The organism is Streptomyces sp. NPDC001851 (genome assembly GCF_040297165.1).
GTDB lineage: Bacteria > Actinomycetota > Actinomycetes > Streptomycetales > Streptomycetaceae > Streptomyces.
In genome coordinates this window covers 292,524-307,316 of record NZ_JBEOYR010000005.1, presented here as the reverse complement: position 1 = coordinate 307,316, position 14,793 = coordinate 292,524, and the positions used below count along the sequence as shown (strand labels likewise).

General features: G+C 69.6%; 13 protein-coding genes and 2 pseudogenes. 7 read left to right on the top strand and 8 right to left on the bottom strand.

The annotated features are described in order from the left end of the window. Window positions 1-77: 77 nt before the first annotated feature. The gene (locus tag ABT171_RS09805; protein ID WP_351241664.1) at window positions 78-755 is read right to left on the bottom strand and encodes a macro domain-containing protein; all 678 of its coding nucleotides are present in this window, start codon (window positions 753-755) and stop codon (window positions 78-80) included. 113 nt (window positions 756-868) lie between these two features. Here ABT171_RS09805 and ABT171_RS09800 point away from each other — a divergent pair, with 113 nt between their 5' ends. Together ABT171_RS09800 and ABT171_RS09795 are read left to right on the top strand one after the other, a co-directional pair. Beyond that, complete coding sequence (locus tag ABT171_RS09800; RefSeq protein ID WP_351241662.1) at window positions 869-2,485, top strand: ADP-ribosyltransferase domain-containing protein; 1,617 nt, start codon at window positions 869-871, stop codon at window positions 2,483-2,485. Window positions 2,486-3,663: 1,178 nt separating this feature from the next. Beyond that, complete coding sequence (locus ABT171_RS09795) at window positions 3,664-4,368, top strand: polysaccharide deacetylase family protein (protein ID WP_503074630.1); 705 nt, start codon at window positions 3,664-3,666, stop codon at window positions 4,366-4,368. A 491-nt stretch (window positions 4,369-4,859) separates the two neighbouring features. Here ABT171_RS09795 and ABT171_RS09790 read toward each other — a convergent pair whose 3' ends face one another. Then, window positions 4,860-5,039, bottom strand: a complete 180-nt coding sequence (locus ABT171_RS09790; protein WP_351241658.1) for a hypothetical protein — start codon at window positions 5,037-5,039, stop codon at window positions 4,860-4,862. 315 nt (window positions 5,040-5,354) lie between these two features. Between ABT171_RS09790 and ABT171_RS09785 the strand changes: the two genes are divergently transcribed. Beyond that, window positions 5,355-6,554, top strand: coding sequence for an acyl-CoA dehydrogenase family protein (locus tag ABT171_RS09785; protein WP_351241656.1), 1,200 nt, complete (start codon window positions 5,355-5,357; stop codon window positions 6,552-6,554). A 150-nt stretch (window positions 6,555-6,704) separates the two neighbouring features. On the opposite strand, the pseudogene ABT171_RS09780 reads toward ABT171_RS09785, so the two are convergent. Further along, window positions 6,705-7,109 (bottom strand): annotated as a pseudogene (locus ABT171_RS09780) (winged helix-turn-helix domain-containing protein); the annotation flags it as partial. A 67-nt stretch (window positions 7,110-7,176) separates the two neighbouring features. Further along, complete coding sequence (locus ABT171_RS09775; RefSeq protein WP_351241652.1) at window positions 7,177-7,575, bottom strand: hypothetical protein; 399 nt, start codon at window positions 7,573-7,575, stop codon at window positions 7,177-7,179. A 121-nt stretch (window positions 7,576-7,696) separates the two neighbouring features. Between ABT171_RS09775 and ABT171_RS09770 the strand changes: the two genes are divergently transcribed. Further along, on the top strand, window positions 7,697-8,419 hold the full coding sequence (locus ABT171_RS09770; RefSeq protein WP_351241650.1) for a hypothetical protein: 723 nt from the start codon (window positions 7,697-7,699) through the stop codon (window positions 8,417-8,419). A gap of 1,049 nt (window positions 8,420-9,468) precedes the next feature. On the opposite strand, the gene ABT171_RS09765 is transcribed toward ABT171_RS09770, so the two are convergent. From ABT171_RS09765 to ABT171_RS09760, 3 genes and pseudogenes are all read right to left on the bottom strand, one after another. Next, a complete protein-coding gene (locus ABT171_RS09765; protein ID WP_351241648.1) occupies window positions 9,469-10,107 on the bottom strand; it encodes a DUF6518 family protein in 639 nt (212 codons plus the stop codon). Window positions 10,108-10,257: 150 nt separating this feature from the next. Continuing rightward, window positions 10,258-10,592: pseudogene (locus ABT171_RS41860) on the bottom strand (alpha/beta hydrolase); the annotation flags it as partial. A 147-nt stretch (window positions 10,593-10,739) separates the two neighbouring features. Then, the gene (locus ABT171_RS09760) at window positions 10,740-11,729 is read right to left on the bottom strand and encodes an AraC-like ligand-binding domain-containing protein (protein WP_351241646.1); all 990 of its coding nucleotides are present in this window, start codon (window positions 11,727-11,729) and stop codon (window positions 10,740-10,742) included. 270 nt (window positions 11,730-11,999) lie between these two features. Between ABT171_RS09760 and ABT171_RS09755 the strand changes: the two genes are divergently transcribed. From ABT171_RS09755 to ABT171_RS09745, 3 genes are all read left to right on the top strand, one after another. Next, entirely contained in the window at window positions 12,000-12,356 is a 357-nt protein-coding gene (locus ABT171_RS09755) for a hypothetical protein (RefSeq protein WP_351241644.1), read from the top strand. 75 nt (window positions 12,357-12,431) lie between these two features. Next, window positions 12,432-12,590, top strand: a complete 159-nt coding sequence (locus ABT171_RS09750) for a hypothetical protein (RefSeq protein WP_351241642.1) — start codon at window positions 12,432-12,434, stop codon at window positions 12,588-12,590. Between the two features lie 1,102 nt (window positions 12,591-13,692). Further along, window positions 13,693-14,478, top strand: a complete 786-nt coding sequence (locus tag ABT171_RS09745; protein ID WP_351241768.1) for a pentapeptide repeat-containing protein — start codon at window positions 13,693-13,695, stop codon at window positions 14,476-14,478. On the opposite strand, the gene ABT171_RS09740 is transcribed toward ABT171_RS09745, so the two are convergent. Further along, window positions 14,469-14,738: a hypothetical protein gene (locus tag ABT171_RS09740; RefSeq protein WP_351241640.1), complete on the bottom strand. Its 270-nt coding sequence runs from the start codon at window positions 14,736-14,738 to the stop codon at window positions 14,469-14,471. The two genes, ABT171_RS09745 and ABT171_RS09740, sit on opposite strands and share 10 nt — an antisense overlap. Between the last annotated feature and the right edge of the window lie 55 nt (window positions 14,739-14,793).

Below are 14,793 nucleotides of genomic sequence, written 5' to 3'. Positions count from 1 at the left end.
ACGTCAAAGATCAAGTCAGGGAGTCGGGAGTCCCTCACACACGCCTTTGGGGTGGGGCAAGTCGGTCCACGCGCCGGTCACCGATGGGATGACGCCCGGTTGGGCGGCGCTATGCGTACCCGGGTTTCGGTGGGGGCGTTTTCTATGTCGTCGAGTTGGGCGATGATCGTGTGGCGCAGGTTGTCGTAGTCGTCGAAGCAGTAGTCGTTGAACAGCGTGTAGCCCGTCCACATCAGGTTGGCGCACACGCGTGCCGGTACCCGGCCCGTCTGGGCGCCCATGCCGACCAGTGCCACCGACTTGATGCTGCCGGGTGCTCCGTTGTTCTGGCGGTGGATCGCCTGGAAAGCGGCGGCGCACGCCAGGGCGACGTTGAGGGTCTCGCTCACGTTCTGCGAGGACTGTTCCATCGTCGGTGTCGAGATCAGGAACTTCGGGTTGGTCGCCCCGGATGGAACGCACACCGCACTTCCCACCGGGAGCCTTCCCTCGAACTGGTCGCGGATCGCCCGCTGTACGCGCAGTTGGATCCCCGCGCCGAGGTGGCGCTTGATGACGGCGTCGACCCCGCCGTTCATCAGGCCCCGCGAGTTGGTCGGGCTGACCCAGGCGTCGACGGTCTCGTCGAGGATCGATCCCTTGCGGATCTCTACCCCCGGAGTATCGGCGAACGCCGCCCGCCACGCGTGCACCACGCTGGTGTTGATGTCGGTCAAGACCACCTTGAGCGGCGGCTGCACGCGGTTCACGGTCATCTTCCACACTCCCGTCGGGAAAGGGGCTTTCCAGTGATCACGACGCTACAGGGGCCCACTGACAACGCAGTTGGGCGATCACGTTGTCGTACCCCGCTGCTAGCCTCCCGGCCGTGATCAATGACAACGCCTCGGCCCAGCCCGATCCGAACGACCCGCTCGCCCTCGCCGAACTGTTCAAGGACGGCGGTGAACCGTGGCTCCCGCTGCTGAGTCCGGTCATCGAGGCGCAGCCGAACGCAGCCTCGTTCATCGGCCCGGGCCGGGGCCCGGATGTGGTTCCCGTCCGCGAGCTGACCTTCCAGGCGCTCAAGCCCAACCCGCCCCACAAGTGGAAGGTCGTCATCTTCGGGCAGAACCCGTACCCCCGGCCGGAGAGCGCCACCGGCATCGCCATGTTCGACAACACCTTCCACGACTGGAAGGACAGCCAGTTCGGCAGGGTCGTCAGCATCCGCTGCATCATCAAGGCGGCGGCGATGTGGAAGTACGGCATCCCCAAGAAGACGCCGATCGCCGACATCCGCGCGTTGCTGAAGGAGCAGGACACCGTCCAGCCGCCGGAGTGGTTCCAGGCGATGCTCACGCAGGGCGTACTGCTGCTGAACGCGGCCCTCACCGCCAGCAGCGACGGGCCAAGGGGAGCCGACCCGCACACCGGGTTCTGGCGTCCGGTCGCCGAGCGGATCGTCGAGGAGATACTCAAGGCCAAGCAGAACGCCGACGAGGAGGACCGCGGTGTCGTCTTCGCGTGGTGGGGGGCCCACGCACGCAGTCTGAAGCAGGTCGTCCTCCGACTTCAGAAGAAGTACCCCGAGGTCGAGGTCCGGCACATCGACCACTGCAACCCCGCCGCGCAGGGGGACATCTTCTGCGACGGCGACCACTTCGACATGGTGAACGACGCCCTCGCGTCGGTGGGCGCCGACGCGGTCGACTGGCTGCCGAGCCGAGGGTGGGACAGGACCGCGGCAGAGGCCGGCGGGACGGGCAGCGGCGTCGCCGAGCGCATGGGCGCATTCATCACGTCCACCATGGAGCTGCACCAGCTGTACCTGGAGCGGCTTTCCAGCGTCAAGGACGAAGGCCTCGTCCTTGAGGCGATCACCGGCGTATTCGACACCCCGCTCATGGACTTCCGTGACGCCGTCGGCCCCGTCGCCAAGCTGCTGCGCGGTCTGGACCGGCACGTCCAGCGGTCGCACGAGTTCGGCAAGCTCCGGGCGGACGAAGGCGCCTCGGGCCTGTCCGCCGACGCCGTCGCCGCCCTCTACCTCTACACCTGCGAATCCGCGTTCTACCGGGAGATCAACGCTGTCCTGCGCCATCCGGACCGCTCGAAGGTCGTCCCGTACCTCCCCTATCTGCGGCTGCTGTTCTCCGCGGTGTCGGGGCTTCCGGTACGCAAGGAGCCGCTGTGGCGCGGAGTACCGCTGGACCTGCGGGCGCAGTACCCGGTGGGGCGGACCGTGACCTGGTGGGGCGTGTCCTCGTGCACATCCGAGCTCGGCGTGGCACGGGCGTTCCTCGGCAGTCGTGGCAAGCGAACGCTCTTCGAGGTGCAGCCCGCACGGGCCGTCGGCATTCGCGACTATTCCGCCTTCACGGGCGAGGAGGAGTTCATTCTCCTGCCGGGCACGCAGCTTGAGGTGGTGGATGTGAAGACCGACCGTGGCGGTCTGTGCACCGTGAAACTGACCGAGTCGGAAGAACAGCCCCTCTTGTCCTGAGCAGATGTGATACCGGCCAAGACTCATCGACCACACTGCTACCTGACCGCTCACCGATTCGAGGCCCGCCTGCCCGCAAAGCTGCGCGGAACATCATCAAAGGCGGGCCTCAACCGGCAAATACCAGGGCCACAACAACGGTCAAAGCGGCGAAGGCGGTCCACAAAGCGTGCGAGACAGGTGAGGTGGTGCGCATGAGGCCGTGTTCTCCATGGCGGCGCGCTGGCCGGACATTCCCCGGTAGCTGTAGCGCGCAGCGCATTGTAACCACGTGCCGCCCCATGCCTTGATTGTGTCCACGTGCAACCGGTCAGTCGAAGAGGCAAAACCACGGGCTGGGGCGCCTCATCAGGTTCCGTTTGCGCCTCGGCGCTCACCGCCCGCTTTTGTCCCCGCCCCGCCCCTTCGGAAAGGCGAATCCGGGGATCCACCGCTTGGCCTCGGCCCGGTACGGGAAGGTGCAGTCCAGGCGGCGCAGGACCGCGGTCGCACTGCCGAGAACCCTGTTGACCAGCAGGTAGTCCGGCGGGGGGTGAAGGTGCGCAGCACCCCCGCCCTGCCGGAGTCCGCCGCCCGGGCGGCCTCTCGTCGCAGTGGCCGGCCCCCGAAGGCGTCGCAGGAGCCGGACTTCGACGTCGTGCCGAAACGTCTACTGCGCGACCCCGAGGCCGGCCGCCGGAGCCGGAATGGCTGATCCGGTACAGCCTCCACCGCACCAACGTGGACCCGGTGTACACCGGTGACTGCCGGGCAGCGGCCAAAAGCGGCCGCTGTCACCCCGAGCCCCGAGCCCCGCGCCCCGCGCCCCGGCCGAGACGCTCGACGCGCCGCGGCGGAACATACCAGACATACCGGCGTGCCCCCACTGCCGGCCGGACACCACACGAGGCATCCGGGACCGGCCTCAGCGCACGCAAAGCTGGGACACCGCTGTCGGCCCCTGGTAACCGGCACAGTTATCACCGAGCGATCGTTGACAAGACCCGATCGGCGGACGTGGGAGCCTTCCGCGGTACAGACTCAAGGGCGAGTATCAGTCAGCCGATGACGGTGGCATGGAATCGCGCTCTCTCGCCACACGCCTTCTTGCCTCCCGCCGTTTGGTGGCTGCCGGGCTGCTCGCTGGGACTTGTGGGGTGGTGTCCGGGCTACTGGCTGGGATGTCGAGAGCTTCTTCGATGCACCCGGTGGCGACTGCGGACGGCCTGCGAACGCTGTTCGGGTCGGAGAACCGTGTGATCCGTACGCGTGAGCGGGCGGTCGCGGTGACGTTCAACGCGGCCTGGAACGACGCCGGTCTGGACAGCGTTCTCAGTGAGCTCGCCCGCCGGCATGCGCCTGCCACGTTCTTCCTGACAGGCGACTTCGCCGACCGCTACCCCGAGGTGGTCAGGAGACTTGCGACCGCAGGGCACGGGCTGGGCAACCACTCCTACAGCCACCCCTACTTCAAGGATCTGACCGCCGCCGGGAGGCGCCGGGAGGTCCGGGCAGCGGACCGGGCCCTGCGCGCGGCCGGGGCAGGACGGGCCCTGACGCCGTTCTTCCGGTTCCCCTACAGCGAGACCAGCCCTGCCCAGATCAGGGAGGTCAACGGGCTGGGGTTCGCCGATATCGAATTCACCACCGACACCAACGGGTGGAAGGGCACCGACGGCGGCATGACCGTGGACCGCGCGGTGCGCCGGGCGCTGGACGCGCTGCGTCCAGGGGCGATCGTACAGATGCACGTCGGCGCGAACGAGGGGCACACCGAGGTGATCGACGCCCAAGCCCTGCCACGGATCCTCGACGCGATCACCGCACGTGGCTACCGCGTCATCGACCTCCGCACCCTCCTCACACCCTTGGCCGGCTCGGCGGGGAGTGGGGACAAGCTCTGAAAGAGCGTGTCTCCGACGGGTCGTTCGCCGAAGGTCTGCGGGCCGCAGGGGGTGGATCCGGCGCCGCAGCGGTTGGTGGTGAGGCTCCGGTCGAGGGTGCCGCGGACCCGGTGCGCGATGCCGGTGAAGTACCGGTCGACGCACGGGTCGCAGCCGCGGCGCCTCTCCTGCTCGACCACCGGCCCTTGGGGCTCGGGCTACGGTGGCGCCGCGGCAGCATGCATCCTCTCCGACCCGTCCGTTCCCGCCGGGTCTCGCCGGCATTCGACGGATTGCGGCGCGCCGGCCGCTGCCGCCCTCTCTCCTTGGTCATCACGCCAGGGCGGCGGACGGACCGCACCCAGTCCAAGCCCGTGCTGGAGAAGATCCGAGTTCCCCGCCTCGGTCCGGGCTGGCCCTGCGAGACGCCCCACTGTCTTGCCGCGGACAAGGCCTACAGCGACGATGGCCGTCGAGGCGGACGGTGAACCAGCGGACGAGCCGACCGGTCATCAGCTCGGGCAGGTGGGCGGTGGTGCGGGCGCGGAACGCCTCATGGTGGGGACATGGTCGTGGTCGTCGAAGCGCTGGGCGGTGAGTGACTCGCTGAGCAGGCGGGCGGGCAGGACGATCCGGGTGAGCTGGTGGCCAGGCTCGCGGGACGGGGCCCTGGGGGTGTCCTCGGCTGACAAGAGCGGCCGGAGAACGATCCTGTGGGATTCCAGGAAGCCGCATCACGACCACGTGCCGCCGGTATTGCGCTCGGTAAGCGCGCACAAAAGTCGATCCAGAGCCGGAAGTCATGAGCGGAGCCACCTGAGGGCGACCGCGAACCGAGAACACGTGGGATCGCCCTCGCTGACGAGGCGCAGGCGCGGTCTTTCGACTCCGTGCAGCAGGCGGCCCCCGCACCAGGGGGCGCGGGCAGAAATACGAGTACGGTGTCGGGCCTGGCCGCCGGCCTCCTGCCCGGCCGGTTCACGTGCGAAGGAGGACCTCTCATGACGATGGGCGCCGCGGAACCTGCCCCGGACATCGAGCCGGCCACGCTGCCCGGACGGGCCGCAGCCCTGGTCGAGTTACTCCGGCGCAATGCCGCCCGCACCGAACAGGACCGCTGTGTCGCTGCGGAGAACATCGCGGCACTCGATGAGGCCGGCCTGTTCAGCCTCACCGTTCCCCAGCGGCTCGGCGGCCACCAGGAACGCATCCGCACGCTGGTCGAAGTGAGTTCCGAACTCGGCCGCGGCTGCGGGTCGACTGCCTGGACCACCAGCTTGATCAACATCTCGGGCTGGCTCATCGGCCTCTATCCCCAACGCGCGCAGCGTGAGGTCTACGCGCAGGATCCCGGCACCCGCGCCTGTGCGGTCCTGCCACCCCAGGGGACCGGCAGGACAGTCGACGCAGGCAGCATCGTCACCGGACGGTGGGGCTTTGCCTCCGGCTGTCTCCACGCGCGATGGGCGCTGCTAGGCATGACGCTCACGGACGAGCGCGGCGAGCGCCTGGACCAAGCACTGGCCCTGGTCCCGATGGACCAGCTGACGATCGAGGACACCTGGCACGTTGCCGGGATGCGCGGCACCGGCAGCAACACCCTCATCGCCGACGGCGTCTTCGTCCCGGCCCACCGCATTCTGTCGGTGACCCACGCGCTCCAGGGCACTTGTCCGACCGAGTTCAAGGACGAGACCCTGTACCGCGCGGCGTTCGTCCCGACGCTCGCCCTGTCGCTCGCCGGCCCGCTGCTGGGCCTGGCCCGCGGTGCGATGGAGCTGGTGCTGGCCTCCCTCGCCACGGGCCGGGGCATTTCGCACACGCACTACGCGCAGGCACGCGAGGCACCCTCCACCCAGATACAGCTCGCCGAGGCAGCATCGTTGATCGACACTGCCACCCTGCACCTGATGCGGGCCGCGGACGATGTCGACAGCTGGGCGGCGAGCGGCCAGTGCATGCCCCTGGTCAACCGGACCCGGACGCGCATGGATATCGGCACGGTCGCCCGTTGCTCACGAGATGCAGTAGATCTGCTGCTGAGCATCCAGGGGACCCGGAGTTTCTCCGACGACAGTCCGCTGCAGCGCATCTGGCGGGATCTGGGGACTGGTACGCGGCACGCCATGGTCAACCCCGCCATCGCGACCGAGATGTACGGCCGGGCCCTGCTCGGTATCGAGGACCAGATCACCCCGCTGATCTGACCGGCCGGCGCTCGCCCACGCCCCGACGCGCCCCTGCTGCTGCCGAGGACCGGAGGACGGGGCAGCGGGGCTCCGGCCAGGCGACACACCAGTGGGCGGTTACGGGCGGCTGCGGGCGAGATCTGAGGACCGGGCCGGGCGGTCGGTTCCAGTCCGCCGGCCCGGCCCGCTCCGCACCAAGCCGGCGCGGGAGATACATACCGAGCCTCCCGCCCGGACTGTCACGCGCGCCGTGTGGCCGCGACGGGACCAGGTCCGTGCTGTCGGCGGCCTGAGCACCTGGCCCGACTCATCGGCGAGGCACAGCCACGCGTCCTGGTCCCTCACCGTCCTTCCACGCTCGGCCAGGTCTCCCTGAGCCAGGTGGCCACCACCTCTTCGTCGTGCTCGGCGGCGCCGACGCACAGGGAACTGCACCATGAAGCCCATCCGATGCAAGATGCGCCAGGTCTGGGCCGGTCTGAAGCGGACATGGAAGCGCCGCGCGATCACCGTGGCCACCCGGGACAGGATCCAGCGTTGGTCCTCCACGCACCCATGCGCGGCCGGCCCCTTCGTTCGGGTGGTCACGGTCGGTGCCGGGCGTGGTTGAGGTCGCCGAACGGCCGTGTGGACCGCGCTGTCACATTGTTCGAGCACTCCCGTTACTCGGTTCTTCGGCCCGGTTCGTCGCCGTGGCACTGGCACAGACGGGGCTGGTGCGGGCGGCATAGGAGCGAGCGGCCACGACGAGACCGAGGCCCAGAACGGCGCATGCCAGGCCGCCGAACTCGACCATCCAGGTGATCCCCGAGCGGGTGGTGAACGGCCCGGAAGGCTTGATCTCGGGCAGCACGCCAACGGCCATGAGCGGAGCCATGACGACGAGGACGGCTCCGTACATGGCCAGGGGGATGCCTGGGCGCGGCTCGGGCGTGTTCGAGTCGTCCTCGGGCGAGGCTCCGAGGTCGGGGTACCTGAGCCGCCCGTCACGGCGGTGCCCGACCGGTACGAGCGCGTTGGAGAGCGAGGGACCCGTCATGCGTGAACCCTCCACAGATCTCCAGCACCCCGCGCCGGCTATCAGCTCAGCCATCCTCGAACAACGAACGGATCACTGATCACGATGGACGGAATCCGGATCCCCGTACACAATCCAGCCCATGCTCCTCTCGGATCTCGCCGAGCTCGCGGCGTCCACGTCTCCCAAGCAGCAGCCCCCACGCGGCCTCTCCTGGGGCGATTTCATCCTCAAGACCGTACCGATCGCCGCGCTCACGTCAGCCGTCCTCGCGCCCCTTATGGCTGTGCTCACCTCGCAGCGACAGGAGCGCGGGAAACAGCGGGCCGCCGACCTGGAGAAGCTCCGGATCACCGCGCTCACGTTCCGGTCGCACCTCGTCCACCATCGCTCCCGGGCGGCGGTTCGGCAGCGATACGACGCTGACTTCCTGCCGGATCCGTTGATCGAGAACTTCGTGGAGGAAGTGGTCAACAGCGCCCTGAGTCAGACGGGCAGACGGCAGAAGGCGATCCGCCACGCCATGGTTCGGATCGCCGGCGACATGCGGGTGCGCATGGCCGAGGAGATCGGATTGGCCACAGCGAAGTTCAAGGACTCCGAGTCGACCGAGGACGCCATCAAGCGGCAGGACGCCCGGATGGGTTGGTACCAGCAGAACTACGTCGTCACCGGTCTCGTGGACGTCTCCGGGGTCCTGAGCCGGCTGAGCCAGAATCCACACCTGCGCGAGCTGCACGACACGGCGCTGAAGGAGGTCGACGGCCTGCTGCGTGCGGTCAGCATCAAGCGGCTCGGCCTGCGAGGTCGGCGTCCGCTCCCGGACGCCGGCTCTCTCCCTGACCCTGACTACAGCACCCACTGACCAAAGCACCGAGACTCCTGCCCTCCATCACTGGCGGGTGCACCGCCAGCGGAACCTGCGGGATCTCGGTTGGCCTCGGGCAGCCCATGGTCTTCCCGGACGGCTGCGTTGTCGCCCGTCGCGGCGGCAAGGTGGGCAGCAGCCCATACGGCCCTCGCCTGGATACAGGTGACCTCCTTCTGGGCGTCATCGATCGGGTACCCGGCGCCGGTCAGCATCCTGACGCCGGTCTCGACCGGCAGGACCCCGGCGCCCCGCCCTTCACCACCTCGTCAAGGACCGCTGCGCGATCGGTCGGGGTGTGCGCACCTCACATCAGACATGCGAGCAGCGACTCTCCCTCCCCCCGGCGGGCCATCCCTCGGCCTGCCCCGCTTGGTGAAGACGCTGCACCATGCGCACCGAGGCTGGCCTACTTGTGGGTCCGCGCCGGGCGCATGGCGGCGACGAGGGTGCCCCAGCGGTCCGAGCGCGAGGTGCAGAGCGTTACCGGACGGCAGTGTGGTCGGATCAAGGGTGCCCGGGCCGGCGGCTGTGAGCCTGGAGTTCGCGGCGACGCGGTCAAACGACGTGGTCCACGCGGGCGCGCAGCTCGGCGGGCTGGGCCGAGGTGTCGAGGACGTCCATGCGGCCGTTGTCGTTGAGCTGCCACAGGCCACAAGCCCATGCCCCTCGTGATCACGACCGGGCAGCGGGGCGTCTCCCCGCAGTTCGAGCCTGTCCTGAGCAGCATCCGCGTCCTGCGACTTGGCGCGGGCAGACCGCGCACCCGGCCGGATCGCGTGCGCGCCGACAAGGCGCACGCCTGACCGACCAGGCCCGCAACCGCAAGAAACGCGGTTCGCGCGGCGGTCGGCCACCGAAGTTCGATCCGCAGGACTACACGGCTCGGCATACGGTCAAGTGCGGCATCAACCGCCTCAAAAGGCACTGGCCGTGGCCACGGGATACGACAAGCCCGCGATCCGCCACGAAGCGGCCGTCCCTGTAGTGGCCATCAACGAGTGGCTGTGACCGGCGCATTCGATCGAGTGACGAGTTGGACGGAGTCAAGCCGATCCGAGCAGACCGTTGAGGATGCCCTTCTCGGCGAGGTAGAAGGCGAGACCGCCCACAAGAGCGAGTACGGGGCACAGCCAGTAGCGGTGCACCCCGGTGCGCACCAGGTAGACGGTCAGGAGGCCGGTGAGCAGCACGCCAACGGTCAGGTAGACAACCGCTTCTCCCCAGTAATGGAGCCCCAGCCCGAGCCAGAGCCCCTCCCCCAGCACCACCATCGTGATAACCGCTCCGGCTACCGCCCGCAGGTCGCCCCGCCCGCGTCGCACGGTCCACCCTGCCCATCCCAGCAGAGGGCCTCCGACCAACCCCGCCACTGACCATACGACGGCGGTGCCGAGCCCTCCGCTCCCGAAGGTGCCTCCGAGAGCGGACGCCGCGTAGTAGCCACCGCAGGTGGCGAGCATCATCAACGCCCCGCCCCAGACGGCGAGCGACCGTGCACGGATCAGCGCTCCGGCTGCGGCAGTCCAGATGATCCAGGTAGACGACGAGTTGGTCGCCCGCTCCAACAGAGGTGTCGTCCCATGTAGCGCGTACGTTGCCCAGCCGAGCAGCACTCCAAAGGCGGCGGTCGCGGTGAGGACGGTGACGGGGGTGTCGCGACGGGACGCGGTCACAGGAGCCATGCCCCAGGACTATACACGTGATGTATACACTCGATGCATAGCCTCTTTGAAGGGGTCCTGGGCGCGCGTCAGTCAACCCGCCCCTGCATGACACGCTGGCGTGGGCATGGCCCACGTGCTGTCGGCGTTCCCTTCGTCATCCCCCTGCAGCAGGAACTCCTCGACCGGCTCGCCGGCCCGCATCGCCCGGCACAGGTCGGTGCGGGCTCTCCTCGCCAGCGGAACGGGGTCGGTCCCCGTGCCCGTGGACGTCGATGGCGGCCACCGCGTAGCCGTACGCTGCGGATTCCCGGGCCCGGGCCAGTGCCGCGATTCCCGCCTGTGCAAGCCGCCCTTGTGGCCCACGGGAGGCCGATCAGGATCAGCGGGGCCGGTGCGGCGGATCCAGGCGTCCGCAGAGTGCCGGGGATCTCGCCGACGGTGAATTCGCGTTCGAGGAGGCCGTCGTCGAGGCGCTGGCCTGAACGGGTGGTGCTTTGGACCACTCGACACCGCTGGACCCAGCCCCGCGTTCTCCTCCATGCTCGGGCCCGCAAGGGCAGCCCAGTCGACTTGCCGACGGAGACGGCCCGCTCGCAACCGTGATGGCCGGCCCTCACGGGCGTTCGTCGTCGCGTTCACGGCGCGAGGAGTCACCGGTGGGATGGATGGGTCGGGCCGGTGAGGCAGGCGGCACGGTATTCGGTGGGCGAACATCCGGTGGTGGTGCGGAAGGTCCGGGAGAACGCGGCAGCGTCCTGGAAGCCCCAGCGGGCGGCGATCGTGTGGACGGCGATACCGCGCTGGGCAGGGTCGGCCAGGTCGCGGCGGCAGCGGTCCAGTCTGGTCTGCCGGATGAGTCCGGCCACGGTGGTGTGGCGTTCCTGGAAGATGCGGTGCAGGTGTCGCAGCGAGATGTGGTGGACTGCTGCGAGACGGGCCGGACCGAGGTCCGGGTCGGCCAGATGCTGTTCGATATAGGCGCTGATTTGCATGAACAGGACGTGCTGACGGGACTCCGGCGGCAGGTCGCCGTCCCGGTCGAGGTGGTGCGCCAGCGTTGCCGCTACCAGGTCGATCGCCGTGCCCTCCAGCCGGAACCGGTCACGGACCGTGTAAGCGGCTTCTTCGGCGGCCAGTGTGCCGAGGAAGTCGGCCAGCAGGCGGCCGACACCGTGGCTGCCCGGGATCGGTACGGCCAGCAGCCGTGCGATCTGACGCTCGGGCAGGGGCAGACGGTTCTTGGGGAACTGCAGCAGCAAGGACTCGGACCGTGGCCGGGAGGTGGGCACCACGGCGTCGAAGGGGCGCGAGCTGTCGTAGAGCACGAGATCGCCGGCGCCCACCAGAGCCCGCCGACGGGCCTGGTCGATGCCCTGCCGCCCGGACCTGATGAGACCTACCTGATAGTGCTCGGGATCGGACTGCCTGATCAGGGCGGGGGTGCGGCGCGAGTACAGGGCGGCGTACGACAACGCGCAGAGCTGGGAAGCGCCCAACGGCATGGCCTGCAATCGTGCGCCGAAGGTGGCCCGGTCCGGAAACGTGAATCGGTTGGGAACGAGTGATTCAGTTGTGGCCGCGACCCACGCCTCGGTCCGCTCGGACACGGGCAGTTCATCAGTGCTGAACACCGTCTTCATCGGAGCCCCCACCCATGACAGGCACACACGTATCCTTCCGCCGGTCCCACGGGGGGCGAAAGGGCGCTGTGAGCCAACATAAAGGCGCGAATCGCCAAAGACATCCACGGCAGGGGTCGGCCAGAGTCACTTCCATGTCCTGGAGCTCGGCGGGCGGGAGGCTCGCCGGACTGCGGCACACCGTGTTCGAGACGGAACGCCGTCTGGACTCCGCGCAGCGACCACGCGGTTGCAGCGGTGACGGCTCGTCACAGACAAGGAAGGCAGATCATGCACATCCGCAAGGACATCGCTGCCGCTGTGGCAACGGCGGCGCTGGTCGGCGGCGCGTTGGCCCTCGCCCCGGCGGCGACGGCGGCTCCCGCCGCGCTCGCGCGTCCGGCCGGTTCCGGAAGCACATACCTGTACACCCCGGACGGCAAGTACGCCCATGTCTGGAAGACCTGGCAGGGCACCGGCGGCGGCTATTACAAGGGGAGCTGGGGCACCTACAACCACAGCTCCGGGGTGGCGCTGTACGCACTGATCGACAACAAGTGGAAGCCGGGGTTCTACGGCAGCTTCACGCACCAGAAGAACGTCGTGCTGGAGGTCTGCTCCAGCAAGGGGTGCAGCGGCAGCTGGTGAGCGGTTGACCTGTGTGGTGGCCCGCCCTCCGGGGGGAGCGCGGGCCACCACCGCCGTGCCCGCGCAAGGACGCCGGTGCCCCGTTTCCGTCCCGGCCTCCGGGGCGCCCCCGGCCGCCCGGGCCCTGCCTCGCAGGAGGGCGTTTCGCGCGCGGTACTCGCCGAGGCCGAGGCGTTCACCGCGCTCGCCGTGCTGGCGGTAATAGAGGCCCAGGACCACGTCACCGGTCCGTAGGGCGCTTCCGCCTCGACCACGACCTGCTGGTCACCCCGACCCTGGTCGCCCTTCCTGGCGCCGCACGTCATGTTGGCCTACGACGGCCCCGGCCAGAGCGCGCGCTCCCGGCGGCGCCGCATCTTCGCCCACGGCCCTTCACGGCCGCCTTCAACGTCTCCGGCCATCCCGCCGATCAGCCTGTCGCTGGGGCAGAGCAGGGAGGGCCTGCCGTCGGCGGCCAGCTCGTCACCGCCCATGGTCGGCAGCCGCCGGTCTACGAGGACTGAGGGGACGAGACCTCGTCGGACGTGCAATGCGCGAACGGGGTTGCTCGGGCATCGCCGCGCGAACCGGCCGAGACCTCGGCACGGCGCCGCCGACCGCTCCGACGACCGTCGGGGGCCGGCTGTCAGGGCCACGGCTGGCGGGGTTCGGGCGGGGCGGATCTGCGCTGCCCCAGAACGCGACCGGTGCTGCGGCTGTCACGGGCGCCCGGGCCCCGCTCCTGCCGCCCGGTACCGGCGCCCTCGGCCCCACCGGCCACTCGGACACGACACCTGTCGCCCGAATCCGGACAACCCCGGCCCATCCGCTCGGTCGGGCGCCGCGCGCCGTCTGCGAGAATGAAAGCCGTTCTCGGAGCGCCGCGGTACGCGGTGTTCGTCGCCCAACAGGAGCACGCACGGTGTCGCCACAGCACGGAGCCCCCTCTTCCTCCGGAGGGCGCAAGCGCCCCTCCGCGGGCGAGGTCCGCAAGCAGCCCGCCTCAGCCGGGGGACGTCGACGGCCGTCCGCCGCCGGTGGGCAGGGGCGCCCGTCCCAGGCAGACGAGGGCAAGCGTCCGTCCGCAGGCCCGGGCCTCGACGGCGATACCCCGAGCAAGGGCCGGGAGCGCGACACCGCGGGCCAGGACCGCACCAGCCGGCCGGCCGGGACCGACCGGCCCACCCGCAAGCGCCAGCAGGACTCCAAGAACCAGCCGGACTCCAGGAACCAGAACCGCAGGCCACTCCGGGACGACCGCAAGGCGCCCCGGGACCGCAAGACCTCGCACGATCACCCGGCGCCCCAGAACGGCAAGGCCTCCGAGGACCGCAAGGCCTCCGAGAACCGCAAGGATCTGCAGGCCGACTGCGCCAACTGCTTCGGCCTGTGCTGCGTGGCCCTGCCCTTCGCCCGCTCAGCCGACTTCGCCGTCAACAAGCCCGCCGGCCAGCCGTGCTCGAACCTCCAGCAGGACTTCCGCTGCGGCATCCACGCACAGCTGCGCGACAAGGGCTACCCGGGCTGCACCGTCTTCGACTGTTTCGGGGCCGGGCAAAAGGTGTCCCAGATCACCTTCGACGGCACCGACTGGCGTCAGGCGCCGAAGACGGCGCGCTCCATGTTCCAGGTCTTCCCCTTCATGCGGCAGCTGCACGAGCTGCTCTGGTACGTCACCGAGGCGCTCGGCCTCGTACCGGCCCGCCCCGTCCACGAGGAGCTCCGGAAGGCGCGGGCCCACATCGACGGCCTGACGCGCGGCAGCGCCGAGTCGATCACCCAGCTGGACATGAACGCGCTGCGCGGCGAGGTCAACACACTGCTGCTGCGGGCCAGCGAGCTGACGCGAGCCCAGGTCCCAGGCCGTAAGAAGAACCACCGCGGAGCCGATCTGATCGGCGCGAAACTGTCCGGCGCCGACCTCAGGGGGGCGAGCCTGCGCGGCGCCCTCCTCGTCGCGGCCGACCTCAGCGAGGCCGATCTGCGCGACGCCGACCTGATCGGGGCCGACCTGCGGGACGCCGACCTGAGCGGCGCGGACCTCACCGGCGCGCTGTTCCTCACCCAGGCGCAGCTGAACGCGGCCAAGGGCGACGCGGCCACCGTACTGCCGCCGGCGCTCACACGGCCCGCTCACTGGTAGGCGCGGGGATCATCACAGCGGTCGCGACCACCCTGTGCCGGACCCGCCCCGTCCATGGAGGCGGTCCAGGCGCATCCCCCCACCGGGCCGGGCCCCTTGCGGACCGTGCCGCGCTCCGGGTCGGGCGTGATCGCGCACTGGTCGAAGTCGAACCTCTCCTTGGCGCTGAACAGCAGACGGTCCCGGTGCACACCCGGGTGGGCGGCGCCGGGCCGGTCGAGTACGGGCCGCTGCTCGGGCAACGTGATCCGCTCGCGCACGCCCTCAGGAACCGGTTCGGCCAGCGCTCCGCGTCTGACACGGCCACCGCCAGAT